Source organism: Agromyces sp. NSFZ (assembly GCF_056156205.1).
Window position 1 is genome coordinate 2,419,352 of sequence record NZ_CM149585.1, and the last position, 24,203, is coordinate 2,443,554.

The following is a 24,203-nucleotide window of genomic DNA, read 5'->3' on the forward strand; positions in this document are numbered from 1 at the left end:
GCCCGGGCAGCTCAACGCCGACCCTTTCGGGGCCTCATCAAGTCTACGACCTTTTGCGCGGCCTCGCCGACGTCGACGTTCACGACCTGGTGGTCGAACTCCTCGACGGCCGCGAGCTCGACCTTCGCCGTCTCGAGTCGGCGCTGCTGCTCGGCGGGGCTCTCGGTGCCGCGACCGACGAGCCGACGCACGAGCTCCTCCCACGTCGGCGGCAGCAGGAACACGAGGGTCGCCTCGGGCATGGCCCGGCGCACCGAGCGGGCGCCCTGGATGTCGATCTCGAGCAGCACGCTGTTGCCGGCCGCGATCGCCTCCTCGACGGGGCGGCGCGGCGTGCCGTACCGGAACGCGTTGTGCACGGTCGCCCATTCGAGGAGCTCACCGGCCTCGACCATGCGATCGAACGCGGCGTCGTCGACGAAGAAGTAGTGCTCGCCCTCGACCTCGCCTGGTCGCGGCGGACGTGTCGTGGCCGACACGGAGAGCCGCACCTCGGGGTGATGGCGGCGGATGTACGACGCGACCGTGCCCTTGCCGACGGCCGTGGGACCTGCGAGCACCACGAGGCGGTCGCCGGTGCCGCCGTGGGTGGCCACCCATTCGGCGACGAACTCACGCAGGCGACGACGCTGCAGCCGGCCGAGGCCCCCGAGTCGCTTCGAGGTCGAGATCTCGAGCTCCTGCATGATCCGGGCGGTCTTGGTGGTGCCGATGGCGGGGATGGAGGTGAGGAACTCGGTCACGCGCAGGCGGCCCTCGACGCCCTCGGGCTCCTCGTACGCCGCGCGCAGCACGTCGAGGGGGCTGCGCCTGCCGTCGGCCACGGCGGCCTTCACGACCGCGCGAGCGCGACGCGCGGCCACGGCCGCGCGGGAGGCGGCGACCCGATCGACGTCGGGGGGTGCCGCGGTGGTCTTCGTTGCCGGCTCAGCCAATTGCCGCTCCATACTGGTCGAGGCGACGCGCGATGGCGTCGGTGATGCCGTCGGGGCCGGCGGCGAGCAGCGACCGCGACTCGGTCGGGATCACGCCAGGGGCGAAGGAGCCGAACCGCGTGCGCAGCTCGGCCGGCTCGGCGCCCTGATGGCCGAACCCGGGGGCGAGCACCGGCAGCCCGGGCCGCGGGGCCTCGGCGTCGGTGTCGATACCCGCGAGACGCAGATCGACCGTGGCGCCGAACACGACGCCCGTCGAGCCGAACTCGCCGCCCGCGGCATCCGTTCGCTCCTGGTTCCAGCCGATGACCCCCTGCGTGATCGCCTGCGCGACGGTGGACCCGGCCCGGCTGGACTGCTGCAGCACCGCCCGCTGGATGGCGGCGGCTTCGGGATTCGAGGTGGCGGCGAGCACGAACAGGCCCTTGCCCGCGTCGTGCGCCGCCGCCGAGACCCCCGCGATCGAACCCAGCCCCTGGTAGGCGCTGATCGTCATGGCGTCGGCCTCGAGCGGGGATCCGGGCGTGAGCCAGGCCTCACCGTAGGCGGCGACGCTCGAGCCGATGTCCCCGCGCTTGACGTCGGCGATCACGATGAGGCCGGCGTCGCGCGCCTCGCGGAGGAGCCGCTCGAGCGCGGCATAGCCCGCCGCGCCGTGACGCTCGAAGAACGCGACCTGCGGCTTCAGGATGCCGGCGCGCCCCGCTGCGGCCTCGATGACGCGCAGCCCGAACTCGCGCACGCCCTCGGCTGAGTCGGGCTGGCCCCACCGGTCGAGCAGCGCCGCGTGCGGGTCGAGGCCCACGCACAGCCGGCCGTACGCGGCGAACGCCTCCGCCAGCCGCTCGCCGAACGGGATCACGCCGTTGGAACCGTTCACGCCGGAACCCCGCGACGCTCGGCGTACTCCTGCAGGCTGGTCACCGCGAACCCGCCGCTCACCGCGTCGAGCGACGCGACGGCGGCCGAGAGCTCGGCGATCGTGGTGAACAGCGGGAGGTCGCTCGCGACGGCCGCCGCCCGGATCTCGTAGCCGTCGGCGCGCGACGAGCGGCCGCTCGGGGTGTTCACGACGACGTGGACCTCGCCGCGGTTGATGAGCTCGACCACCGACTCGCCGTCGGTCGACGGGCCCTCGCTGAACTTGCGCACGACCCGCGCCGTGATGCCGTGCCGGTGCAGCACCTCGGCGGTGCCCTCGGTGGCGGCGATGTCGTACCCGAGCTGCTGCAGCCGCAGCACGGGGAACACGATGGCGCGCTTGTCACGGTCGGACACCGACACGAAGACCGTGCCCGTGAGCGGCATGCCGCCGTACGCGGCGAGCTGGCTCTTCGCGAACGCCGTCGGGAAGTCCTTGTCGATGCCCATGACCTCGCCCGTCGAACGCATCTCGGGTCCGAGCACCGAGTCCACCATGATGCCCTCGCGCGTGCGGAAGCGGTGGAAGGGCAGCACGGCCTCCTTCACGGCGACCGGGGCGTCGAGCGGCACGCGGGAGCCGTCGGAAGTGGGAAGCATTCCCTCCTCGATGAGCTCGGCGACGGTCGCGCCGACCATGATCCGCGACGCGGCCTTGGCGAGCGGGATGCCGAGCGCCTTCGACACGAACGGCACCGTGCGGCTCGCACGCGGGTTCGCCTCGAGCACGTAGAGCACGCCGGCGCCGATCGCGAACTGCACGTTGAGCAGGCCCCGCACGCCGATGCCCTCGGCGATGGCGCGCGTCGCCTCGCGAACCCGATCGACCTCGGCGCGACCGAGCGTCACGGGCGGCAACGTGCAGCTCGAGTCGCCCGAGTGGATGCCGGCCTCCTCGATGTGCTCCATGACGCCGCCGATGTAGAGCTCGGTGCCGTCGTAGAGCGCGTCGACGTCGATCTCGATCGCGTCGTCGAGGAAGCGGTCGACGAGCAGCGGATGGCTCGGGCCCACGATGCCCTGGCCCTCGATGCGCTGGAAGTAGTCGACGAGCGACGCGGCGTCGTACACGATCTCCATGCCGCGGCCGCCGAGCACGTAGCTCGGACGCACGAGCACCGGGTAGCCGATGCCGTCGGCCACGTGCACGGCGCCCGCCATGTCGATGGCGGTGCCGTTCTGCGGGGAGACGAGGCCGGCGCGATCGAGGATCTCGCTGAACAGGCCCCGCTCCTCGGCGAGATCGATCGCCTCCGGCGTCGTCCCGAGGATCGGGATGCCGGCCGCCTCGATGCCCTTGGCGAGCCCGAGCGCGGTCTGCCCGCCGAGCTGCACCACGACGCCGACGAGCTCGCCGGTCTGCGACTCGGCGTGGATGACCTCGAGCACGTCCTCGAGCGTGAGCGGTTCGAAGTAGAGCCGGTCGCTCGTGTCATAGTCGGTCGAGACCGTCTCGGGGTTGCAGTTGATCATGATGGTCTCGAAGCCCGCGTCGGAGAGCGCGAACGAGGCGTGCACGCACGAGTAGTCGAACTCCACGCCCTGGCCGATGCGGTTCGGGCCCGAACCCAGGATGACCACCTTGCGCCGGTCGCTCGGCTCCACCTCGGTCTCGAGGTCGTAGCTCGAGTAGTGGTACGGCGTGAGTGCGGGGAACTCCCCCGCACAGGTGTCGACGGTCTTGTACACCGGCCGGATGCCGAGGATGTGGCGCACCTCGCGGGCGTCGGCCTCGCCGAAGCCGCGGAGCTGGCCGATCTGCGCGTCGGAGAACCCGTGGTCCTTCGCGAGCAGGATGAGGTCGGTGTCGAGGGCGTCGGCGGTCGAGATGGTCTCGGCGATCTCGTTGATGAGCACGATCTGGTCGAGGAACCACGGGTCGATCTTCGTGGCCTCGAACAGCTGCTCGACGGTCGCCCCCTTGCGCAGCGCCTGCTGCACGAGCACGATGCGGCCGTCGGTGGGAGTGCGCGTCGCCTCGACGAGCTCCTCGGCCGAGCGCTCCTCGGGGCCCCAGTGGAACGATGATCCGCGCTTCTCGAGCGAACGCAGCGCCTTCTGCAGGGCGCTCGCGTAGTTGCGGCCGATGGCCATGGCCTCGCCGACCGACTTCATGGTCGTCGTGAGCGTGGGGTCGGCGGCGGGGAACTTCTCGAACGCGAAGCGCGGCACCTTCACCACGACGTAGTCGAGCGTCGGCTCGAAGCTCGCCGGGGTCACCCGCGTGATGTCGTTCGGGATCTCGTCGAGCCGGTAGCCGATGGCGAGCTTCGCCGCGATCTTCGCGATGGGGAAGCCGGTGGCCTTCGAGGCGAGTGCCGACGAACGCGACACGCGCGGGTTCATCTCGATGACGATCACGCGGCCGGTCTCGGGGTTCACCGCGAACTGGATGTTGCAGCCGCCGGTGTCGACGCCGACCGCCCGGATGATGTCGATGCCGATGTCACGCAGGTGCTGGTATTCGCGGTCGGTGAGCGTCAGGGCGGGTGCCACGGTGATCGAGTCGCCCGTGTGCACGCCCACTGGGTCGACGTTCTCGATCGAGCAGACGACGACCGTGTTGTCGGCCGTGTCGCGCATGAGCTCGAGCTCGTACTCCTTCCACCCGAGGATCGACTCCTCGAGGAGCACCTCGGTGGTGGGCGAGTTCTGCAGGCCCTGCGTGACGATGCGCACGAGGTCCTCCTCGGTGTACGCGAAGCCCGATCCGAGGCCGCCCATCGTGAACGAGGGTCGCACGACGAGCGGATAGCCGAGGTCGAGCGCGTACTCCTTGGCCTCGTCGAGCGTCTTCGCGACGTGCGAGCGTGCGACATCCGCCCCCGCCTCGACGACGAGGTCCTTGAACAGCTGCCGGTCCTCACCCTTGCGGATGGCGTCGACCTTCGCGCCGATGAGCTCGACGCCGTGCTCGGCGAGGATGCCCGCGTCGTGCAGGGCGATGGCCGCGTTCAGCGCGGTCTGGCCGCCGAGCGTCGGGAGCACGGCGTCGGGCCGCTCCTTGACGATGATCGACTCGATGACCTCGGGGGTGATCGGCTCGATGTACGTCGCGTCGGCGAAGCCCGGGTCGGTCATGATCGTGGCCGGGTTCGGGTTCACGAGGATGACGCGCACGCCCTCGTCGCGGAGCACCCGGCACGCCTGGGTGCCCGAGTAGTCGAACTCGGCGGCCTGGCCGATGACGATGGGCCCCGATCCGATGACGAGGACGCTGTTGATATCGTCGCGCTTGGGCATCAGGCGTTGGTCTCCTTGCTCGCGACGACCATCTCGCGGAACCGGTCGAACAGGTACTCGGCGTCGTGGGGGCCCGCGGCCGACTCGGGGTGGTACTGCACCGAGAACGCCGGGATGTCGAGGCAGTTGAGTCCCTCGACGACGTTGTCGTTGAGGTCGTAGTGGCTCACCTCGACGCGGCCGAAGCCCTCGGTGGACTCGCTCACCCGGTCGATGGGCGCATCCACCGCGAAGCCGTGGTTGTGCGAGGTGATCTCGACGCGGCCCGTGGCCCGGTCGAGCACCGGCTGGTTGATGCCGCGGTGGCCGAACGGGAGCTTGTAGGTGCCGAAGCCGAGCGCGCGGCCGAGCAGCTGATTGCCGAAGCAGATGCCGAAGTACGGCAGCCCCTCGCGCAGGCTCGCGCGCAGCAGCTCCACGTGCCGGTCGGATGCCGCGGGGTCGCCGGGACCGTTCGAGAAGAACAGCGCGTCGGGCGCCATCGCGAGCAGCTCCTCCGGCGTGATCGACTGCGGCACCACCTGCACGTCGAAGCCGCGTTCGGCGAGGAACCGCAGCGTCGAGGCCTTGACCCCGAGGTCGAGGACCGCGACCGACCCGACCCGCTCGCCCTCGGCGGGGATCGAGTAGGACTCGGTCGTCGACACCGCACCCGAGAGGTTGAGCCCGGTCATCTCGGCGGCGCCGAGCACCAGTTCCAGCTGCTCCCCGTGCGTCAGCGACGCGGCGTCGCCCGAGAAGATGCCGGCGCGCATGGCGCCCGCCGACCGGATGTGCCGGGTGATCGCCCGGGTGTCGACGCCGCTGATGCCGACGATGCCGGCCGCGGCGAGGTCGTCGTCGAGGCTGCGCTGGGAGCGGAAGTTCGAGACGACGCGGGAGGGCTCACGCACGACGAAGCCCGCCACCCAGATGCGCGACGACTCCATGTCCTCGTCGTTCATGCCGGTGTTGCCGATGTGCGGCGCCGTCATCATGACGATCTGGCCCGCGTACGACGGGTCGGTGAGGGTCTCCTGGTAGCCGGTCATGCCGGTGGCGAAGACCGCCTCTCCGAGCGTGCGCCCGCGCGCACCGTAGGCGCGCCCCTCGTAGCGGCGCCCGTCCTCGAGGACGAGGACCGCGGGGTCGTGGCTGCGGGTCGGGGTCTCAGTCATCCGAGGCCTCACTCTCCTGTTCCGGCCGCGGCGCCATGGGGGCGGCGGCGATGTCGTTGACGGCCGCGATGATGCGTGCCGCGTCGCCCGGGTACCGGGCCCTGAAGGTGCTGTCGACGTGCGGCGCGACCCGCTCGGGGTCGTCGACCTGCACGATCCAGGTGACCGCGACGAGGCCCTCGGGCTCGACGCCGCGATCGATCACGTAGGTCGCCGCGCCGGCCTCGACGATCCGGTCTGCGGGAAGGAAGATCGCGGGCTCCCCGGCGATGCGGATCACGAGGCCCTCCGGCAGCACCTCGAGGTGCGCGGCACCGCGGAACGCGAGGCCCTGCACGGCGAGCCGCTCGAGGGGCTGCCCGACGGGCGTGGTCGCGACGTAGAGCACCTCGGTCTCGATGAGCGCGTCCCCGTGCTGCGCGGGCGGCGGGTACGCCGACAGGGTCTCGTCGCGCACGGTGCGCCGCTTCCACGACCGCAGCATGAGCCACGCGGCCGCCCCGACGATCACGACGGCGACCACGACGCCGATCCACTTATCCACGCTCGACCCCCCAGACGGCCGCTGCGTCGCGGGCGACGTCCTCGGCCGGGCGCACGGCGCCGTCGAGGAACGTGGGGTACCCACCGTGGAAGGTCGCCACCACGCGTCCGGGAAGGCGACGGCCGAGGTAGGGCGAGTTCACGCTGCGCCCGGCCAGGCGGCCGAGGTCGAACTCGGATGCCGCGGCGGGGTCGTACAGGGTCAGCTCGGGTGCGGCTCCCACGGCGATGGCCTCGCCGTGGCCGCGCAGCCGGCCGATGCGTGCCGGGGTCGACGACATCACGCGCGCGATGTCGGACCAGCCCAGGAGGCCCGTCTCGACGGCCGCCGCGTGCACGACCGACAGGGCGGACTCGAGGCCGACCATGCCGTTGGCGGCCGCCTCCCACTCGCTCTCCTTGGCCTCCACGGGGTGCGGGGCGTGGTCGGTGGCGACGATGTCGATGGTGCCGTCGGCGAGGGCGGCCCGCAGCGCCTCGACGTCTTCCGCACGTCGCAGCGGCGGGTTCACCTTGAAGCGCGGGTCGTAGCTCGACACGAGGTCCTCGGTGAGCAGGAGGTGGTGCGGCGTCACCTCGGCGGTCACGTCGATGCCGCGGGCCTTCGCCCAGCGGATCACCTCGACCGAGCCGGCCGTGGACACGTGGCAGACGTGCAGGCGGCTGCCGACGTGTTCGGCGAGTAGCACGTCACGCGCGATGATGGACTCCTCGGCGACCGCCGGCCACCCGGCGAGCCCGAGCTCACCGGAGAGCGCGCCCTCGTTCATCTGGGCGCCCTCGGTCAGCCGCGGCTCCTGCGCGTGCTGGGCGATGACGCCGTCGAACGCCTTCACGTACTCGAGCGCGCGACGCATGAGCAGCGGATCGGAGACGCAGAAGCCGTCGTCGCTGAACACCCGGACGTCGGCACGCGAGCGGGCCATGGCACCGAGCTCGGCGAGCTGCTCCCCCTTGAGTCCCACCGTGACGGCGCCGATGGGCTGCACGGTGGCGTAGCCGGCGGCGCGACCGAGGCTCGCCTCCTGCTCGACGACCCCGGCGGTGTCGGCGACGGGGAACGTGTTCGCCATGGCGAACACGGCGGTGAAGCCGCCCGCCGCGGCAGCCTGCGTTCCGGTGAGCACCGTCTCGCTCTGCTCGTAGCCCGGCTCGCGCAGATGGGTGTGCAGGTCGACGAGACCCGGGAGGGCGATCAGCCCGTCGGCGTCGATGACGGTCGCGCCCGAGGCATCCGCCACCCGGCCGACCTCGGCGATGATGCCGCCGTCGAGCAGGACGTCGGCCCGCTCGCCCGTGGGCAGCGTGGCGCCGGCGATGAGGAAGCGCTCGCTCATCAGGCCTCACCCCGTTCGCCGGACAGCAGCAGGTAGAGGGCGGCCATTCTCACTGATACTCCGTTCGCGACCTGCTCGCGCACCGTGGACTGCGACGAGTCCGCAGCGCGGGCGGCGATCTCCAACCCGCGGTTCATGGGCCCGGGGTGCATCACCATCGTAGTCGCGGGCAGCCGGTCGAACCTGGCGTCGTCGAGCCCCCAGGTGCGTGCGTACTCTCGGCTGTTCGGGAAGAACGCCTCGCGCATGCGCTCGGCCTGGATCCGGAGCATCATCACCACGTCGGGCGAACCGGCGAGGGAGGCGTCGAGGTCGTACCCGACGGAGGCGGGCCAGGCCGAGGTGTCGACGGGCACGAGGGTGGGCGGCGCGACGAGTTCCACCTCGGCGCCGAGGGTCGTGAGCAGCCACACATTCGAGCGGGCGACGCGTGAGTGCAGGATGTCTCCGACGATGGCGACGCGCACGCCGTCGAGGCCGCGACCGCGCGAATCGGGGCCGTGCAGGCGGCGGCGGATCGTGAACGCGTCGAGCAGCGCCTGGGTGGGATGCTCGTGCGTGCCGTCGCCGGCGTTCAGCACGCCCGCGTCGATCCAGCCGCTCGTGGCGAGGGTCTGCGGGGCGCCCGAGGCGTGATGGCGGATGACCACCGCGTCGGCGCCCATGGCCTGCAGGGTCTGCGCCGTGTCCTTCAGGCTCTCGCCCTTGGAGACGCTCGAGCCCTTCGCGCTGAAGTTGATGACGTCGGCCGAGAGGCGCTTCGCGGCGGCCTCGAACGAGATGCGGGTGCGGGTCGAGTCCTCGAAGAACAGGTTGACCACCGTGCGGCCGCGCAGCGTGGGCAGCTTCTTCACCTCGCGCTGCTGCACGGCGGCCATGTCCTCGGCGACGTCGAGCAGCTCGACGGCCGCGTCGCGGCCGAGGTCGCGCGTGGAGAGGAGGTGGCGCATCAGTCGTCGCCCCCGTCGATCGTGACGGCGTCGTCGCCGTCGACCTCGGCGAGCCGGACGTTGATGCGCTCGCGCGTCGAGCTCGGCAGGTTCTTGCCGACGAAGTCCGCACGGATCGGGAACTCCCGGTGGCCCCGGTCGACGAGCACCGCGAGCCGCACCGCCCGGGCCCGGCCGAGGTCGGCGAGCGCGTCGAACGCGGCCCGGATCGTGCGGCCCGAGTAGAGCACGTCGTCGACGAGCACGACGGTCTTGCCGTCGATGCCGCCCGGCGGCACCTCGGTCGGCGCGGGCGTGCGGGTGCGGGTGCGGGCGAGGTCGTCGCGGTACATCGTGACGTCGAGCGAGCCCGCAAGAGCGGCCGGCGCATCGGGCTCGATGCGGGCGATGTGCTCGGCGATGCGACGGGCGAGGACGACGCCACGGGTCGGGATGCCGAGGAGGACGAGATCGGAGCTGCCGCGATTGGACTCGAGGATCTCGTGCGAGATGCGGGTCAGCGCCCGCGTGATGTCAGCCTGATTGAGCACGGCACGTGCCACGGACCGACTCCCTTCTCCGCCTCACGGGACGGCCTTAAAGGTTGTCAACTTCAACGAGTCTACCGTGTGCCGCGGATGAGGGATGCCGCGAGGCGCTGCCCCGTCGCTACGCTGCGGTGATGCGCACGCACCCGTCACGGCCGCTCGCCATCGTCGCGGCGGTCGTCGCCGCCCTCTGGGCGCTCTTCCTGTTGCCGCCGCAGCAGCAGGCCTGGTCGGGGGTCTACGCACCGCGATGGCTGCGGATGCTCGACGACCTGCCCGTCTACGACGCGATCCGCGGCTGGCTGCACTCGTTCGGTCAGCACGACTTCTACCTCGCCTTCGGTGCCGCCTCCGCGCTGTCGTTCGTGCTCATCTGGTGGGCGACGGGCCCGACGCTCGCCGCGCTCGGCTGGAGCGGCCGGGTGCTGGGCTGGCTGCTACTGCTCGGCGCAGCGGTGACGGCGCTCAGCTACCTGAACCACCCAGCGGATGCCCCGTTGCACGCGTTGTGGGGCGGCGAGGCGTTCGTGCTCATGGCGATCGGCGTCTGGGCGGTGGTGGCGGCGATCGTCGCACCACGCCAACGCGGCATCCCGGGTTGGGAGCGCGCCCTGCTCGCCGCGACGCTGCCGATCCTGGTCCTTTCGACCATCGCGTTCAGCTACTGGCCGCACGGGACGCTCATCGGCTTCGCCGTCGAGGCCGCCGTGCTGGCGGCGTTCGCGCCCCGGGTCGCACCTCGGGTCCGCCCCTCCTCGCTGACGAGTGTTGATGTTCCAGCCGGGCGAGGCAGCACAGCGTCATCAGCCGGCACGGGACGTTAACACTCGCGGAAGGAGTGCTCGAAGGGGGACGGTGGGAGGCAGCGGCTAGGCCTTCGCGTGCGAGATGGCCGCGAGCAGTCCGTTCACGAAGCCGGCCGAGTCATCCGTCGACAGCACCGTGGCCGCCTCGACGGCCTCGGAGATCGCCACGGGGTCGGGCACGGCGTCGTTGTACACGATCTCCCACACGCCGATGCGCAGCAGGGCACGGTCGACCGCGGGCATGCGTTCGAGGGTCCAGCCGCGGGAGTGGGTGGTGATGAGCTCGTCGATCTCGTCGCGGTGGTCGACGATGCCGTCGACGATCTCGCGGGCGTACAGCCACGAGGCCTGGCGCTCGGGTTCGCTCACGGCGCGCTCGGCCTCGACGGCGAGCACCTGCTCGACCGGCACCTGGCGCATGTCGGCCGAGTAGAGCATGTCGAGGGCGCGCTTGCGCGCCTTCGTGCGGGCGCTCACTAGTCGTTCACGCGGCCGAGGTACTCGCCCGTGCGAGTGTCGACCTTGACCTTGGTGCCGGTCTCGAGGAAGAGCGGCACCTGGATCTCGTAGCCGGTCTCGACGGTCGCGGGCTTCGTGCCGCCCGTCGAGCGGTCGCCCTGCAGGCCCGGCTCGGTGTACGTGATCTCGAGCACGACCGACGCCGGGAGGTCGACGTAGAGCGGGTTGCCGTTGTTCAGGGCGATCGTGACCGACTGGTTCTCGAGCATGAAGTTCGCGGCGTCGCCCACGGTCGCGGCGGGCACCGTGATCTGGTCGTAGTCGGTCGCGTCCATGAACACGAAGCCGTCGCCGTCGTTGTAGAGGTACGTGAAGTCGCGACGGTCGACGTTCTCGATGTCGACCTTGGCGCCGGCGTTGTACGTGCGGTCGACGACCTTGCCGGTGACGACGTTCTTCAGCTTCGTGCGGACGAAGGCACCGCCCTTGCCGGGCTTGACGTGCTGGAACTCGATGACGTTCCAGAGCTGGCCGTCGATGGAGAGAACGACGCCGTTCTTGATGTCAGCGGTGCTTGCCATTGGGAGTGTTTCCGATCGATCGTGGGAAGTCAGCGGGCACGCGCGATCGCGTGCGACTGATCGAGTGTAGTCGACTCACCCCCGCGAACGCAGAACCCAGTCGACCGCGAGCCGATAGGAGTCGGCGCCGAAGCCCGCGATGACCCCCGTGGCCACCCCCGAGATGACGCTCGTGTGCCGGAACGTCTCGCGCGCGTGCGGGTTCGAGAGGTGGACCTCCACGAGCGGGACGCCCACGGAATTCAGCTGTGCGGCCGCGTCGCGCAGCGCGTAGCTGTAGTGGGTGAACGCCGCGGGGTTCAGCACCACCGGCAGTCGCCGGTCGACGGCCTCGTGGATCCAGCCGATGAGCTCGGCCTCGTCATCGGACTGCCGCAGGTCGATCTCGACATCGTCGGGGGTGGATGACGCGAGCCCGGCCCCGATGTCGGCGAGCGTCTCGCTGCCGTACACCTCGGGCTCGCGCGTGCCGAGCCGGCCGAGGTTGGGGCCGTTGAGGACGAGGATCGTGGTCATGCCCGAAGCCTAGCCAGCCCGTTGGTCGAGGAGCGCGCGAAGCACCCGTCTCGAGACCCGTCGACCGCAACCCGCGGCGTCACGACGCGATCTCCTGATACGCCGCGAACAGCAGCGACTGGTCGGGCGCCTGCATCACGGTCGGCTTCGCGAGGTCGTCGAGCACGATGAAGCGCAACTGCCCGGCGCGCGCCTTCTTGTCGCGCTGCATCGTCGCGAGCAGCGTGTTCCAGCGGCCCGCGGGGTACGTCGTGGGCAGGCCCAGCAGGTCGAGCACGCGCTTGTGCCGATCGGCGACCTCGTCGGAGAGCCGCCCCGAGAGCCGGCCGAGCTCGGCGGCGAACGCCATGCCCACCGAGATCGCCGCACCGTGCCGCCACTGGTAGCGCTCGGCGTGCTCGACCGCGTGACCCAGCGTGTGGCCGTAGTTCAGGATCTCGCGCAGCCCCTGCTCGGTGAAGTCCTCGGAGACCACGTCGGCCTTCATCCGGATCGCGAGCTCGACGACCCGGCGGAACTCGGCCGTCGCCGGGTCGGTCGCCACGTCGGGGTCGGCCTCGATCACGTCGAGGATCTCGGGGTACCGGATGAATCCGGCCTTCACGATCTCGGCGAACCCGGCGAGGATCTCGTTGCGCGGGAGCGTGTCGAGCAGTTCGAGGTCGCAGAGCACCGCGGCCGGGGCGTGGAAGACGCCGACGAGGTTCTTGCCCTCGTTGGTGTTGATGCCGGTCTTGCCGCCGACCGCCGCGTCGACCATGCCGAGCACCGTCGTCGGCACCTGCACGATGCGCACGCCGCGCAGCCAGGTGGCGGCCACGAAGCCAGCCAGATCGGTGATCGCTCCCCCGCCGAGCCCGACGATCGCGTCGCTGCGGGTGAAGTCGGCCTGGCCGAGGATCTGCCAGCAGAACGCCGCCACCTCGACACGCTTGCCGGCCTCGGCGTCGGGCACCTCGGCGAGCAGCACCTCGAACCGGTCCTGGAGCTGCTCGCGGATCTCAGCGGCTCGCGCGCCGAGCGTCGGCGCGTGCACGATGAGCACCTTGCGCACCGCCGCGCCGAGCGCGTCGCCGAGGTCGGCGACGACCCCGCGCCCCACGACGATGTCGTAGCCCGACTCGCCCCCGACCCGGATCGTGGTGCGGGCGTCCTGCGTCATCGTGCTCCTCCGAAGTGCTCGGTGATGTCTTCGACGATGCGTGCGACCGAGCGGCGCGACGTGTCGATGTCCAGGTCGGCGAGTGCCCGGTACACGGGGGTGCGCGCCTCGAGGATGGCCGTCCAGGCCGCGAGCCCGCCTTCGGCGAGGAGCGGCCGGTTGCCACCCGCGAGACGCGGCGCGACCGCCTCGGGCGACACTCGCAGCCACACCACCGGGAGGTCCTCGAGATCCGCCCGGGTGTCGGGATGCAGCACGGCGCCCCCGCCCAACGAGATCACGGCCGGCTCGCGCAACGCCTCGGCGACGGCCTCGCGCTCGACGCGCCGGAAGGCCTCCTCGCCCTCGCGGGCGAAGATCTGGTCGATGGGTCCGTGCCGCTCGACGATGCGCGCGTCGGTGTCGATGAAGGGGGCGCCGACGGATGCCGCGAGCCGATGTCCGACGCGGGACTTCCCGGCCCCCATGGCACCGATGAGCACGATCGGCAGGGTGATGCTGGGGCCGTCAGACACGGTCGCCCGCGACCTCCGAGCTCGAGATCTCGGTGAGCAGCGTGTCGGGGATCGCCGCGAGGTACGACTCGAGGTTGCGCCGGGTCTCCGCCACCGAGTCGCCGCCGAACTTCTCGATCACGGCGTTCGCGAGCGTGAGCGCCACCATGGCCTCGGCGACGACGCCGGCCGCGGGCACCGCGCAGACATCCGACCGCTGGTGATGGGCGGGAGCGGCCTCTCCGGTGGCGACGTCGACCGTGGGCAGCGCGTGCGGCACCGTCGCGATGGGCTTCATGCCGGCGCGCACGCGCAGCACGGTGCCGGTGGACATGCCGCCCTCGGTGCCTCCGGCACGATCGCTCGCGCGCACGATGCGTCCGTCATCGAGGTGCAGCTCGTCGTGCGCGGCCGAACCGCGGCGGGTGGTGGTCGTGAAGCCGTCGCCGACCTCGACGCCCTTGATGGCCTGGATGCCCATGAGCGCCGCAGCGAGCTGGGCATCGAGCCGACGGTCCCAGTGCACGTAGGAGCCGAGGCCCGGCGGAAGTCCGTAGGCGAGCACCTCGACGACGCCGCCGAGGGTGTCGCCGTCCTTGTGCGCGGCGTCGACCTCGGCCACCATGCGCTCGCTCGTCTCGGGATCGAAGCAGCGCAGCGGGTCGGCGTCGAGTCGCTCGACGTCGCCCGGCATCGGCAGCGGGCGGCCGTCGGGCACGCGCACCGGCCCGATCGCGATCGTGTGCGCGACGAGCCGGATGCCGAGCTCGCCGAGGAAGGCGCGCGCGACGGCGCCGAGGGCGACCCGGGCCGCGGTCTCACGGGCGCTCGCGCGCTCGAGTACCGGACGGGCCTCGTCGAAGCCGTACTTCTGCATGCCGACGAGGTCGGCGTGCCCAGGCCGCGGTCGGGTGAGCGGCGCACCGCGGCCGCGGCCGAGCGTGGCGGGGTCGACGGGCTCGGGGCTCATGACCTCCTGCCACTTCGGCCATTCGGTGTTGCCGATGCGCAGGGCGATGGGGCTGCCGAGGCTCTGTCCGTGCCGCACGCCGCCCGAGATCGCGAGCTCGTCCTGCTCGAACTTCATGCGGGCGCCGCGGCCGTAGCCGAGCTTGCGCCGCGCGAGATCGGCGCGGATGGCGTCGAGTGAGACGGGGATACCGGCGGGAAGACCCTCGAGGATCGCGACGAGCTCAGGCCCGTGCGACTCTCCGGCAGTGAGCCAACGGAGCATGCCTCCTATCCTTCCACAGCCGGATCAGAGGGAATCGCGCATGACGGCGAGCACGGCGCCCTCATCGGGCAGCTCCGTGCCGGGATCGCCGGTGACGAAGATCCGCACCTGGAGGAGAGCCTGGTGCAGGAGCATCCCGAGACCGTGCACCACCTCGCCGCCGGCGGCGGCCCAGCTCGAGCCGAGCGGCGACGGCCACGGGTCGTACCCCACGTCGAGGAGGTGCGCACGCCGCGCGAGGGCGGCGCTCGGCTCCACGCCGAGGTCGGTGCCGCCCGGCACGGTGCTGACGACGAGGTCCGCGTCCCAGACCCGGCCGAGCTCGTCGAGGCGTCCCTCCTCGACCACGACGCCGAGGCGCCGACCGAGGGCCTCGAGCTCAGCGGCCGCTGCGGCCCGGCGCACGAGGACGCGCACCCGCGCGGCACCGAGCTGCGACATCGCGACGAGCGCCGACCCCGCGGTGGCGCCGCCGCCGATGATCAGGCCATGGTGCACTCCACCGACGCCGGCCTCCCGGAGCGTGCGCACGATGCCGCCCACATCCGTGTTGAAGCCCCGCCGCCTGCCCTGGTCGAAGAGCACCGTGTTGGCCGCCCGCGTGGTCGTCGCGATCTCGTCGAGATCGTCGAGGAGGGGCAGCACATCCTGCTTCAGCGGCATCGTGAGCGACAGGCCGCGCCACGAGGCATCCAGCCCGCCGATGAACTCGGCGAGTTCATGGCCCTGCATCTCGATCGCGGTGTACTCCCAGTCGAGCCCGAGCCGTCGATAGGCGGCGCGGTGCAGTGCGGGGCTCTTCGAATGCGAGATGGGCGAGCCGAGCACGGCGAGCCTGCGCACCTCACTGCCCATAGTCGGGGTGCTCCTCGAGCCACTGGTAGAACTGCTCCGCCGCCGCCTCGTGCTCTTCCAGCGTCGAGGTGAAGATCGTCTCGCCGGTCTCGGGGTTGACGGTCACGAAGTACAGCCACGGGCCGTCGGCGGGGGTGAGGGCGGCCTGGATCGCCTCGGCTCCCGGATTGCCGATCGGGCCGGGCGGCAGGCCCGGGTGCACGTACGTGTTGTACGGGTTGGCGGCGTCCTCGCGCTCGGCGTCGGTCGTCGTGACGACCGAGTTGTCGCCGAGGCCGTAGTGCACCGTCGAGTCGAACTGCAGCGGCATCCCCTGTTCGAGGCGGTTCTGGATGACCCGGGAGACCTTCGTGAAGTCCTGCGGCAGGCCTTCGCGCTCGATGAGCGAGGCGAGCGTCGCGACGCGATATCGGTCCTCGGGGGCGACGCCGGCCGCGTCGAAGGCGGCGAGGCTCTCGGTGACCATGGTCTGCACGATCTCCTGCGCGGTGGCATCGGGGTTGAACGTGTACGTCGCCGGGAAGAGGAACCCCTCGACGCTGGTCGCCTCGGCCGGCAGGCCGAGGGCCTGCGGGTTCGCGGCGGCGGCCTGCAACTCCTCGATCGGGATCTCGAGTACCGCGGATGCCTCCGCCAGCGCGTCGCGGGCCCAGGTGCCCTCGGTGATGAGCACCGTGTTCTCGAGCTTCTTCGCGGGATCGAGCAGGGCATCGAGCGCCGCCCTCGCGCTCATCTGCTCGGCGAGCTGGTACGCACCCGGATGGAACTCGGGCTCGGGCACCTGCTCGAGCAACAGGTCGTAGAAAGCGTCGTACGAGGCCGTGACGCCTTCGTCGACGAGGTTCTCGGCGATGTCGGAGCCGGTGTCTCCGTCGTGGATCATGAAGATCACCTCGCCGGTGCCCGATCCCTGGAAGTCCTCGGCCGGGGTGAAGCGCTCGATCAATGCGGTGATCGGGCCCTGCAGGAAGAAGTAGGCGCCCGCGGCGAGTGCGCCGACGACGAGGAGCCCGATGAGGCATCCCCACCCGCCCTTTCGGCGTGGTCGCTCGTCGTCGTGGTACCCGCCGCGTTTGAGCGCTCGTCGCTCGGCACGGCTGAGCCGCCCGTGCGGCTCGTCGTCGGGGTCGTCGGTGAGGGTCTGCAGCTGGTCGTTCCACGGGAGTCCGCCCTGCTGGTCGTCATCGCGAGCGGACGCGCGGGGGTCGTCGAGCTGCCACCGGAACGTGGTCTCGGCCTGAGTCGGCTGCTGCTCGGCCGGCCAGTGCTGCGCGGGGGGCTGCTGCGTGGGCGCCTCCTGCTGCGGCTGCCATTGCTGCTGCGCCTCCCATTGTTGCTGCGCCTCCCACTGCTGCTGCGCCTCCCATTGTTGCTGCGCCTCCCACTGCTGCTGCTGCGGCCGCCACTGCTGGGGCGGTTCCGGATGCTGGGGCGAGAGCGGGAGTTGCGGCTGCCGCGGCAGTTGCGTGTGCTGCGCCGGTTGCGGGAGCTGCGGCTGGACCGCGGTCGCCTGCTCCTCGGGTCGGCTCGGGACATCGCGGTCGTACACGGGCCGCCGGGGCGCGGTGAGCGGTCCTGCGGGCGGCGGGGCGGCGGCCGCCGGAGCGGCCTGCCACTGCGGCTGCGCCGGCGGTGGCTCGTGCGACGGCGGCAGCGACGGCACGGCGGCCTGCTCCTGCTGCTGGGCGAGCAGTTCCGCCCTCCGCTGCTCGGCTTCACGGGCCTCGCGTCGGGTCATCGGAGGCCGCTCTCGTCCGCCGCCCGGTGAGGCGGGAGGGAGGTGGGTCACAGGGGGGACGACCCTTCGTCTCTCGTGAGCAGCCGCCCGGGCTCGACGCCCGACGCCCGCTCCGTGTCGATGGCGTGTTGCAGAATGATAACGGCTGCGACTTGGTCGACGACTGGGCGCTGGCTGCGAGTCGACCGGCCGGCGGCACGCAGGGCGTGCTGCGCGCTCACGGTCGACAGGCGCTCATCGACCAGCCGCACGGCGGCCCCTGCCGCCGCCAGCCGCTCGGCGAAGCCCACCGCGTCGTCGGTCGAGGCCGTCGGAGTGCCCGACAGTGACAGCGGATGCCCCACCACCAGCTCGAATGCCCCGTACTCCTCGGCCAGCTCGAGCACACGGCGCACATCTGCGTCGCCCTCGACCGCCCGCGGCACCGTTTCGACGGGCACCGCGAGGAGCGCCCCGGCATCGCAACGCGCGACGCCGATACGGGCACGCCCGACGTCGATGCCGAGCCTCACGCCCGATCGCATGCGCCGACTACCGGCCGACCTCGCGCCGCACCGCGTCGAGTGCGGCCGGGATGGCCGACAGGTCGCTGCCGCCGCCCTGCGCGAGGTCGGGCTTGCCGCCGCCGCCCCCGCCGAGGACCCCCGCCATCGTCTTGGCGAGCGCTCCGGCGTTGGCACCGGCGTCACGGGCCGCCGGCGAGGTCGCGACGATCGCGACGGGCTTGCCGCCGACCTCGGCGGTCAGTGCGACGACGGATGCCGCGTCGCCGAGCTTGGCCCGCACGGCGGTCGCGAGCGATCGCAGCTCGTCGCCCGAGCCGAGCCGGCCGACCGTCTCGGCCACGAGGAGCACGTCACCCGTGCGCACGGCGTTCGCGGCGAGCGCCGGCACGCGGTCGCTCAGCGCCCGCGCCTCGAAGGCCTGGATCTTCTTCTCGGCCGCCTTCAGGCTGCTGACGAGTTCGCCGACGCGATCGACGAGCTGCTCGGGACGCGTCTTCAGGGTGCTCGTGAGCTCGTTGACGAGCGCGCGTTCGGCCGCGAACCGCTTGAACGCATCGCGTCCGACGAGCGACTCCACACGCCGGTTGGACGCACCCACCGAGGACTCTCCCACGATGTTGATCATGCCGATCTCGGCGCTCGACGAAACGTGCGTGCCCGCGCAGAGTTCGCGCGACCACGGCCCGCCGATGTCGACGACCCGTACGACGTCGCCGTACTTCTCACCGAACAGGGCCATCGCGCCGAGCGACTTCGCCTCGTCGAGCGGCATCTCCCTGGTGACGACCTCGAGGTTGTCGCGGATGGCGTCGTTCGAGATCTCCTCGATCTCGCTGCGCGTGGCCGTGGAGAGCGCGGAGTTCCAGCCGTAGTCGAGTCGCAGGTAGCCGGCCTTGTTGAACGACCCGGACTGGTGCGCGTTCGGGCCGAGCACCTGCCGCAGCGCCGCGTGCACGATGTGGGTGCCCGAATGCGCCTGGGTCGCGCCGCGGCGGTAGTCCTCGTCGACGAGGGTCGTCGCCGGAACGCCGACGCCCACCTCGCCGGCCGTCACCTTCACCGTGTGACTGATGAGGCCCTTCACGGGTCGCTGCACATCGAGGACCTGCAGCTCGAACCCGTCGCCGACGATGCGGCCATGATCGGGCGCCTGGCCGCCAGACTCCGCGTAGAGCGAGGTCTCGGCGAGGATCACCTCAGCCGTCTGCCCGGCCGTCGCGACCTGCACCGGCTGCCCGTCGACGATCACGCCGAGCACGGTCGACTCGGTGGTGAGGTCGGTGTAGCCGGTGAAGATGGTCTCGCCGAGGGCGCGGAACTGCCCGTACACCGAGAGATCGGCGAGCACCTTCTTCTTCGACTTCGCGTCGGCCTTCGCACGCGTGCGCTGTGCGGTCATGAGCTCGTCGAATGCGCCGCGGTCGACCGCGAGGCCGGCCTCCTCGGCCATCTCGAGGGTGAGTTCGATCGGGAAGCCGTAGGTGTCGTGCAGGAGGAACGCCGTGTCGCCCGCCAGTTCGCCGCGCCCCGACTGCTTCGTGGACGCGACGGCGGTGTCGAGGATCGAGGTGCCGGCGGCGAGGGTGCGCAGGAACGTCTCCTCCTCGCCGAGCGCGAGCTGCTCGATGTGCGCGTAGTCGTGCGCGACCTCGGGATAGGCCGCCTTCATGGCGTCGCGCGACGCCGCGAACAGTTCGCGGAACGTCGGACCGTCGACCCCCAGGAGGCGCATCGCCCGGATGGTGCGACGCAGGAGCCGACGGAGGATGTAGCCGCGGCCCTCGTTGGAGGGTGCGACCCCGTCGCTCATGAGCATGAGCGACGACCGCACGTGGTCGGCGATGACGCGCATGCGCACGTCATCGTCGTGGTTCGCCCCGTACGTGCGACCCGACAGCTCCGCGGCACGATCGAGCACCGGCCGCACCTGGTCGATCTCGTACATGTTCTCGACGCCCTGCTTGATGAAGGCGACGCGCTCGAGCCCCATGCCGGTGTCGATGTTCTTCTTGGGCAGCTCGCGCACGATGCGGAAGTCGGTCTTCGACGTCACGTCGTCGATGAGGTACTGCATGAACACGAGGTTCCAGATCTCGACGTACCGGTCGTCGTCGGTGGCCGGCCCGCCGTCGACGCCGTACGCCGGTCCGCGGTCGAAGAAGATCTCGGAGCAGGGACCCGCGGGCCCGGCCTGGCCGGTGTGCCAGTAGTTCGTGTCCTTGTCGAGGCGCTGGATGCGCTCGTCGGGCAGGCCCGCGACCTTCTTCCACAGCTCGATGGCCTCGTCGTCGTCCTTGTAGACGGTGACCCAGAGGTCGTTCTTGTCGAACCCGAGCCCGCCCTCGGCCTCGGGGGTCGTGAGGAACTCCCACGCGAACGCGATCGCGCCTTCCTTGAAGTAGTCGCCGAACGAGAAGTTGCCGTTCATCTGGAAGAACGTGCCGTGCCGAGGGGTCTTGCCGACCTCCTCGATGTCGTTCGTGCGGATGCACTTCTGCACGCTCGTGGCGCGCGGGTACGGCGCGGGGACCAGGCCGGTGAGGTACGGGACGAATGGCACCATGCCGGCGACCGTGAAGAGCAGCGTCGGGTCGTCGGAGACGAGCGAAGCCGAGGGCACGACGGTGTGGCCGCGCGCGGCGAAGTAGTCAAGCCAGCGCTGGCGGATGTCTGCAGTCTGCATGATTCCGTTCTGGTTCAGCTGCCCGGGGCGCCGGGCGGTTCGAGGGGGCGGTCAGCTCGTCGCTGCGGTGTCGCCCTGTGCGCGGAGTTCGGCGTCGCGCTCGTGGTAGCCCTCGGCGATGGCCTTGCCGAAGGCCCTGGCCTTTGCGTCGATCGAGGAGAAGAACTCCCGGCCCTGCTTCGTCTGGTTGAGCTGGTGCGCGGCGACGAAGCCGGTCGCGACACCCACGGCGAACCACAGCATGCTCTTCACGAAGTGCTCCTCTGACGATTCGAAGCCGTGCGACCACCGCCCGGCACGCATCCATACAGTCTAGTGGCGGGCCATGCCGCCGAAGACGGCAACAGGGGCCGGGGGTTGCCCCCGCGGCCCCTGCTCGTACTGTGCCGGATCAGCGAGCGGCGTAGTACTCGACGACGAGCTGGACGTCACAGGTCACGGGGACCTCGGCGCGCTTCGGGCGACGCGTGAGGGTCGCCTGCAGCTTGTCGAGCTGCACGTCGATGTAGCCCGGGATCTTGGGCAGCACGTCGACGTGGCCGCCGGCTGCGGCGACCTGGAACGGCTCGGTGCCCTCGGAGCGCTGCTTGACGCCGATGGTCTGGCCGGGCTTCACGCGGAACGACGGACGGTCGACGATCTGGCCGTCGACGAGGATGTGGCGGTGCACCACGAACTGGCGCGCCTGTGCGATGGTGCGGGCGAAGCCGGCGCGCAGCACGAGCGCGTCGAGGCGCATCTCGAGGAGCTCGACGAGGTTCTCACCGGTCAGGCCGTCGGTGCGACGGGCCTCGTTGAACGCGATGCGGAGCTGCTTCTCGCGGATGCCGTACTGGGCGCGGAGGCGCTGCTTCTCGCGGAGGCGCACCGCGTAGTCGGAGTCCTGCTTGCGCTTGGTGCGGCCGTGCTCACCCGGAGCGTACGGGCGCTTCTCCATGTACTTGGCGGCCTTCGGGGTGAGGGCGACGCCGAGGGCGCGGGAAAGCCGGGTCTTGCTGCGTGACTGGTTCGACACGAATGTCCTTTCGGAAGAATCTCAAGTGTGAATTCACGGCGCGGTCGCGCACCGGAAGTCTGTGTCAGAGGGATTCGCCAAGGGCGGATCGGCTACAGATCGCACCCATTCGCCGATGACTCTCTCGCAGCCGCGCTCGAGAATCTGGCTTCAGGCCAGCGATCATGCTATCACGCCGCCCTGATCGGCGCACCGCCTCAGCGACCGCCGCGCACGATGCGGCGGAGCTTCGCCAGCCGGGCCGAGACGTCGCGCTCGTTGCCGTGCTCGGTGGGCTCGTAGTAGACCGCGCCGCGGAGGGGATCCGGCAGGTACTCCTGCGTGACGACGCCGATGGGATCGTCGTGGGGGTAGACGTACCCCCTGCCGTGGCCGAGCCGCTTCGCGCCCGGATAGTGCGCGTCGCGGAGGTGCTTCGGCACCCGTCCCGCCTTGCCCGCCCGCACATCGGCGATCGCCCGGTCGATGCCGAGGTACGCCGCATTCGACTTCGGGGCGGTCGCGAGGTGCACCACGGCCTGCGCGAGCGGGATGCGCCCCTCGGGCATGCCGATGTACTGCACCGCGTCGGCGGCGGCAACGGCGACGCCGAGCGCCGTCGGGTCGGCCATGCCGATGTCCTCGGAGGCCAGGACGATGATGCGGCGGGCGATGAACCGCGGGTCTTCGCCCGCCTCGATCATGCGCGCGAGGTAGTGCAGCGCCGCGTCGACGTCGCTGCCCCTCACCGACTTGATGAACGCGCTGATGACGTCGTAGTGCTCGTCGCCGTTGCGGTCGTACCGCAGGAGCGCTCGGTCGACGGCGCGCGCCACGACCTCGGCGGTGATGACGGGCTTCGGCCGCTCCGCGGCATCCGTCGCCTCATCGTCGGCAGCGGCAGCGGCCTCGGCGGACGTCTGCCCGGCGGCCACCGCGGCGGCCTCGAGGGCCGTGAGGGCACGCCGGGCATCGCCGGAGGCGAGCCGGATGATGGCGGCCCGCGCCTCGGGTTCGAGCTCGACCCGGCCCGCGAGTCCACGGGCGTCGACGAGGGCGCGGTCGACGAGCACGCCGAGGTCGTCGTCGGTGAGGAGCTCGAGCGTGAGCAGCAGCGAGCGCGAGAGGAGCGGCGAGATGACCGAGAACGACGGGTTCTCGGTCGTCGCGGCGACGAGGATGACCCAGCCGTTCTCGACGCCCGGGAGCAGCGCGTCCTGCTGCGCCTTCGTGAAGCGGTGGATCTCGTCGAGGAAGAGCACGGTTGAGAGGCCGTACAGATCACGGCTCGCCCGCGCCTCCTCCATGACCTGGCGGACGTCGCGAACGCCGGCGGTGACCGCGGAGAGCTCCACGAACTTGCGGCCCGACGACCGGGCGATGGCCTGCGCGAGCGTGGTCTTGCCGGTGCCCGGTGGGCCCCACAGGATGACCGAGACCGAGCCCGACTCCCCCGAGCGGTCGCTCGCCAGCGCGACGAGCGGCGACCCGGGCGTCAGGAGGTGACGCTGGCCGGCGACCTCGTCGAGGCTCGTGGGCCGCATGCGCACCGCGAGCGGAGTCGCGCCGGAGCGCAGCCCCGGGCCGGAGTCCACCATGCCCTCAAGCGTAGCCGCGGCATCCGACACCGAATCCCGCCGCCCCGCACGATTGGTGCCGAAACCGGGGCTTGCGTAGAGTCGGCTCGCAGGAATCCCGAGAAGGAGCATGCGTGGCATCGAACGACCGTCAGGCGCGCGAGGAACGGGCGCGCCTCCGCACCTACCAGGCCCGCCAGGAAGTGCATGTCCGCAAGCAGCGCCGGCGCACCCGGGACAACGTGATCGCGGTCGCCGCCCTGGTCGTCGTGCTCGCGCTCGCCGTCGCGGCGCAGCTGCTGTACTTCAACGGCGGCCCCGGGAGCCCAGAGGCCGAGCCGACCGCCACGCCGACGCCGACCGCGACGCCGCCCGCCGGCGAGAACCAGGGCGACGTGCCCTCTCCCGACCTCGCCGAGGGCCGCACCTGGACCGGCACGCTCACCCTCAACGACATCCCGCTCGGCGTCGAGCTCGACGGTGAGGCCGCACCGCAGGCCGTCTCGAGCGAGATCAGCCTGATCCAGTCGGGTTTCTACGCCGACACGTCGTGCCACCGGCTCACCAAGGACAACATCTGGGTGCTCCAGTGCGGCGATCCCTCGGGCGACGGCAGCGGCGGCCCCGGCTACAGCTACGGCCCCGTGGAGAACGCTCCCGAAGACGGCCAGTACCCCGCCGGCACGATCGCCATGGCCCGCCAGCAGCAGAACGCGTACAGCCAGGGCAGCCAGTTCTTCATCGTCTACGAGGACACCACCCTCACCCCCGACGAGGCAGGCGGCTACACGGTCATCGGACGCGTGACCAGCGGCCTCGAGGAGCTTCGCTCCGGGATCACCGACGCCGGCACCGCCGACGGCGCCACCGATGGAGCACCTGCGGTGCCCGTGACGATCACCGGATTCACCATCGAGTGACGTCCGGCACCGCCCGCGAGCGGTGCAATAGGCTTGATGCCGTCATCGCCGCCGCTGGCGGCATC

23 protein-coding genes are annotated in these 24,203 nt (G+C 71.2%); 2 read left to right on the forward strand and 21 right to left on the reverse strand.

The window, feature by feature from the left end; genetic code table 11:
• Window positions 1-11 precede the first annotated feature (11 nt).
• The 8 genes from gmk to pyrR are packed head-to-tail and all read right to left on the reverse strand — an operon-like array spanning window position 12 to window position 9,628.
• Complete coding sequence (gmk, locus tag ACVFI9_RS11340) at window positions 12-935, reverse strand: guanylate kinase (RefSeq protein WP_474762331.1); 924 nt, start codon at window positions 933-935, stop codon at window positions 12-14.
• Complete coding sequence (gene pyrF, locus ACVFI9_RS11345) at window positions 928-1,815, reverse strand: orotidine-5'-phosphate decarboxylase (protein ID WP_474762332.1); 888 nt, start codon at window positions 1,813-1,815, stop codon at window positions 928-930. Before pyrF ends, gmk begins: the two co-directional genes overlap by 8 nt.
• On the reverse strand, window positions 1,812-5,099 hold the full coding sequence (gene carB / locus ACVFI9_RS11350) for a carbamoyl-phosphate synthase large subunit (protein ID WP_474762333.1): 3,288 nt from the start codon (window positions 5,097-5,099) through the stop codon (window positions 1,812-1,814). Before carB ends, pyrF begins: the two co-directional genes overlap by 4 nt.
• Entirely contained in the window at window positions 5,099-6,256 is a 1,158-nt protein-coding gene (carA, locus tag ACVFI9_RS11355) for a glutamine-hydrolyzing carbamoyl-phosphate synthase small subunit (protein ID WP_474762334.1), read from the reverse strand. Before carA ends, carB begins: the two co-directional genes overlap by 1 nt.
• A complete protein-coding gene (locus ACVFI9_RS11360) occupies window positions 6,249-6,800 on the reverse strand; it encodes a PH-like domain-containing protein (protein WP_474762335.1) in 552 nt (183 codons plus the stop codon). The genes carA and ACVFI9_RS11360 overlap by 8 nt, the downstream gene beginning before the upstream one ends.
• The gene (locus ACVFI9_RS11365; RefSeq protein WP_474762336.1) at window positions 6,793-8,136 is read right to left on the reverse strand and encodes a dihydroorotase; all 1,344 of its coding nucleotides are present in this window, start codon (window positions 8,134-8,136) and stop codon (window positions 6,793-6,795) included. Before ACVFI9_RS11365 ends, ACVFI9_RS11360 begins: the two co-directional genes overlap by 8 nt.
• Window positions 8,136-9,086, reverse strand: a complete 951-nt coding sequence (locus tag ACVFI9_RS11370) for an aspartate carbamoyltransferase catalytic subunit (protein ID WP_474762337.1) — start codon at window positions 9,084-9,086, stop codon at window positions 8,136-8,138. The genes ACVFI9_RS11365 and ACVFI9_RS11370 overlap by 1 nt, the downstream gene beginning before the upstream one ends.
• Window positions 9,086-9,628: a bifunctional pyr operon transcriptional regulator/uracil phosphoribosyltransferase PyrR gene (gene pyrR / locus ACVFI9_RS11375; protein WP_474762338.1), complete on the reverse strand. Its 543-nt coding sequence runs from the start codon at window positions 9,626-9,628 to the stop codon at window positions 9,086-9,088. The genes ACVFI9_RS11370 and pyrR overlap by 1 nt, the downstream gene beginning before the upstream one ends.
• A gap of 119 nt (window positions 9,629-9,747) precedes the next feature.
• Between pyrR and ACVFI9_RS11380 the strand changes: the two genes are divergently transcribed.
• Entirely contained in the window at window positions 9,748-10,437 is a 690-nt protein-coding gene (locus ACVFI9_RS11380) for a hypothetical protein (protein WP_474762339.1), read from the forward strand.
• 45 nt (window positions 10,438-10,482) lie between these two features.
• Here the strand turns inward: ACVFI9_RS11380 and nusB are convergent, their stop codons facing one another.
• The 13 genes from nusB to ACVFI9_RS11445 form a co-directional block, all read right to left on the reverse strand.
• Window positions 10,483-10,896: a transcription antitermination factor NusB gene (gene nusB / locus ACVFI9_RS11385; protein WP_474762340.1), complete on the reverse strand. Its 414-nt coding sequence runs from the start codon at window positions 10,894-10,896 to the stop codon at window positions 10,483-10,485.
• Window positions 10,896-11,459 (reverse strand): elongation factor P, encoded by a 564-nt coding sequence (gene efp / locus ACVFI9_RS11390; RefSeq protein ID WP_474762341.1) that lies wholly within the window; start codon window positions 11,457-11,459, stop codon window positions 10,896-10,898. The genes nusB and efp overlap by 1 nt, the downstream gene beginning before the upstream one ends.
• Before the next feature lie 75 nt (window positions 11,460-11,534).
• The gene (locus ACVFI9_RS11395; RefSeq protein ID WP_474762342.1) at window positions 11,535-11,975 is read right to left on the reverse strand and encodes a type II 3-dehydroquinate dehydratase; all 441 of its coding nucleotides are present in this window, start codon (window positions 11,973-11,975) and stop codon (window positions 11,535-11,537) included.
• A gap of 79 nt (window positions 11,976-12,054) precedes the next feature.
• Complete coding sequence (gene aroB, locus ACVFI9_RS11400; RefSeq protein WP_474762343.1) at window positions 12,055-13,137, reverse strand: 3-dehydroquinate synthase; 1,083 nt, start codon at window positions 13,135-13,137, stop codon at window positions 12,055-12,057.
• Window positions 13,134-13,652: a shikimate kinase gene (locus tag ACVFI9_RS11405; RefSeq protein ID WP_474762344.1), complete on the reverse strand. Its 519-nt coding sequence runs from the start codon at window positions 13,650-13,652 to the stop codon at window positions 13,134-13,136. Before ACVFI9_RS11405 ends, aroB begins: the two co-directional genes overlap by 4 nt.
• Window positions 13,645-14,865: a chorismate synthase gene (gene aroC, locus ACVFI9_RS11410; RefSeq protein ID WP_474762345.1), complete on the reverse strand. Its 1,221-nt coding sequence runs from the start codon at window positions 14,863-14,865 to the stop codon at window positions 13,645-13,647. The genes ACVFI9_RS11405 and aroC overlap by 8 nt, the downstream gene beginning before the upstream one ends.
• Window positions 14,866-14,889: 24 nt before the next feature.
• Complete coding sequence (locus ACVFI9_RS11415; protein ID WP_474762346.1) at window positions 14,890-15,720, reverse strand: shikimate dehydrogenase; 831 nt, start codon at window positions 15,718-15,720, stop codon at window positions 14,890-14,892.
• The gene (gene mltG / locus ACVFI9_RS11420; RefSeq protein ID WP_474762347.1) at window positions 15,710-17,458 is read right to left on the reverse strand and encodes an endolytic transglycosylase MltG; all 1,749 of its coding nucleotides are present in this window, start codon (window positions 17,456-17,458) and stop codon (window positions 15,710-15,712) included. The genes ACVFI9_RS11415 and mltG overlap by 11 nt, the downstream gene beginning before the upstream one ends.
• Before the next feature lie 47 nt (window positions 17,459-17,505).
• Window positions 17,506-17,982, reverse strand: a complete 477-nt coding sequence (ruvX, locus tag ACVFI9_RS11425; RefSeq protein ID WP_474762348.1) for a Holliday junction resolvase RuvX — start codon at window positions 17,980-17,982, stop codon at window positions 17,506-17,508.
• Between the two features lie 7 nt (window positions 17,983-17,989).
• On the reverse strand, window positions 17,990-20,647 hold the full coding sequence (alaS, locus tag ACVFI9_RS11430) for an alanine--tRNA ligase (RefSeq protein WP_474762349.1): 2,658 nt from the start codon (window positions 20,645-20,647) through the stop codon (window positions 17,990-17,992).
• Between the two features lie 51 nt (window positions 20,648-20,698).
• Window positions 20,699-20,950 carry a hypothetical protein gene (locus tag ACVFI9_RS11435; RefSeq protein ID WP_474762350.1) on the reverse strand — a complete coding sequence of 84 codons (252 nt, stop codon included), beginning with the start codon at window positions 20,948-20,950 and terminating at the stop codon, window positions 20,699-20,701.
• An 88-nt stretch (window positions 20,951-21,038) separates the two neighbouring features.
• Window positions 21,039-21,662 carry a 30S ribosomal protein S4 gene (gene rpsD, locus ACVFI9_RS11440; RefSeq protein ID WP_474762351.1) on the reverse strand — a complete coding sequence of 208 codons (624 nt, stop codon included), beginning with the start codon at window positions 21,660-21,662 and terminating at the stop codon, window positions 21,039-21,041.
• Between the two features lie 197 nt (window positions 21,663-21,859).
• Window positions 21,860-23,239 carry a replication-associated recombination protein A gene (locus tag ACVFI9_RS11445; protein ID WP_474762352.1) on the reverse strand — a complete coding sequence of 460 codons (1,380 nt, stop codon included), beginning with the start codon at window positions 23,237-23,239 and terminating at the stop codon, window positions 21,860-21,862.
• A 113-nt stretch (window positions 23,240-23,352) separates the two neighbouring features.
• Between ACVFI9_RS11445 and ACVFI9_RS11450 the strand changes: the two genes are divergently transcribed.
• Window positions 23,353-24,138, forward strand: a complete 786-nt coding sequence (locus ACVFI9_RS11450) for a peptidylprolyl isomerase (protein ID WP_474762353.1) — start codon at window positions 23,353-23,355, stop codon at window positions 24,136-24,138.
• Window positions 24,139-24,203 lie beyond the last annotated feature (65 nt).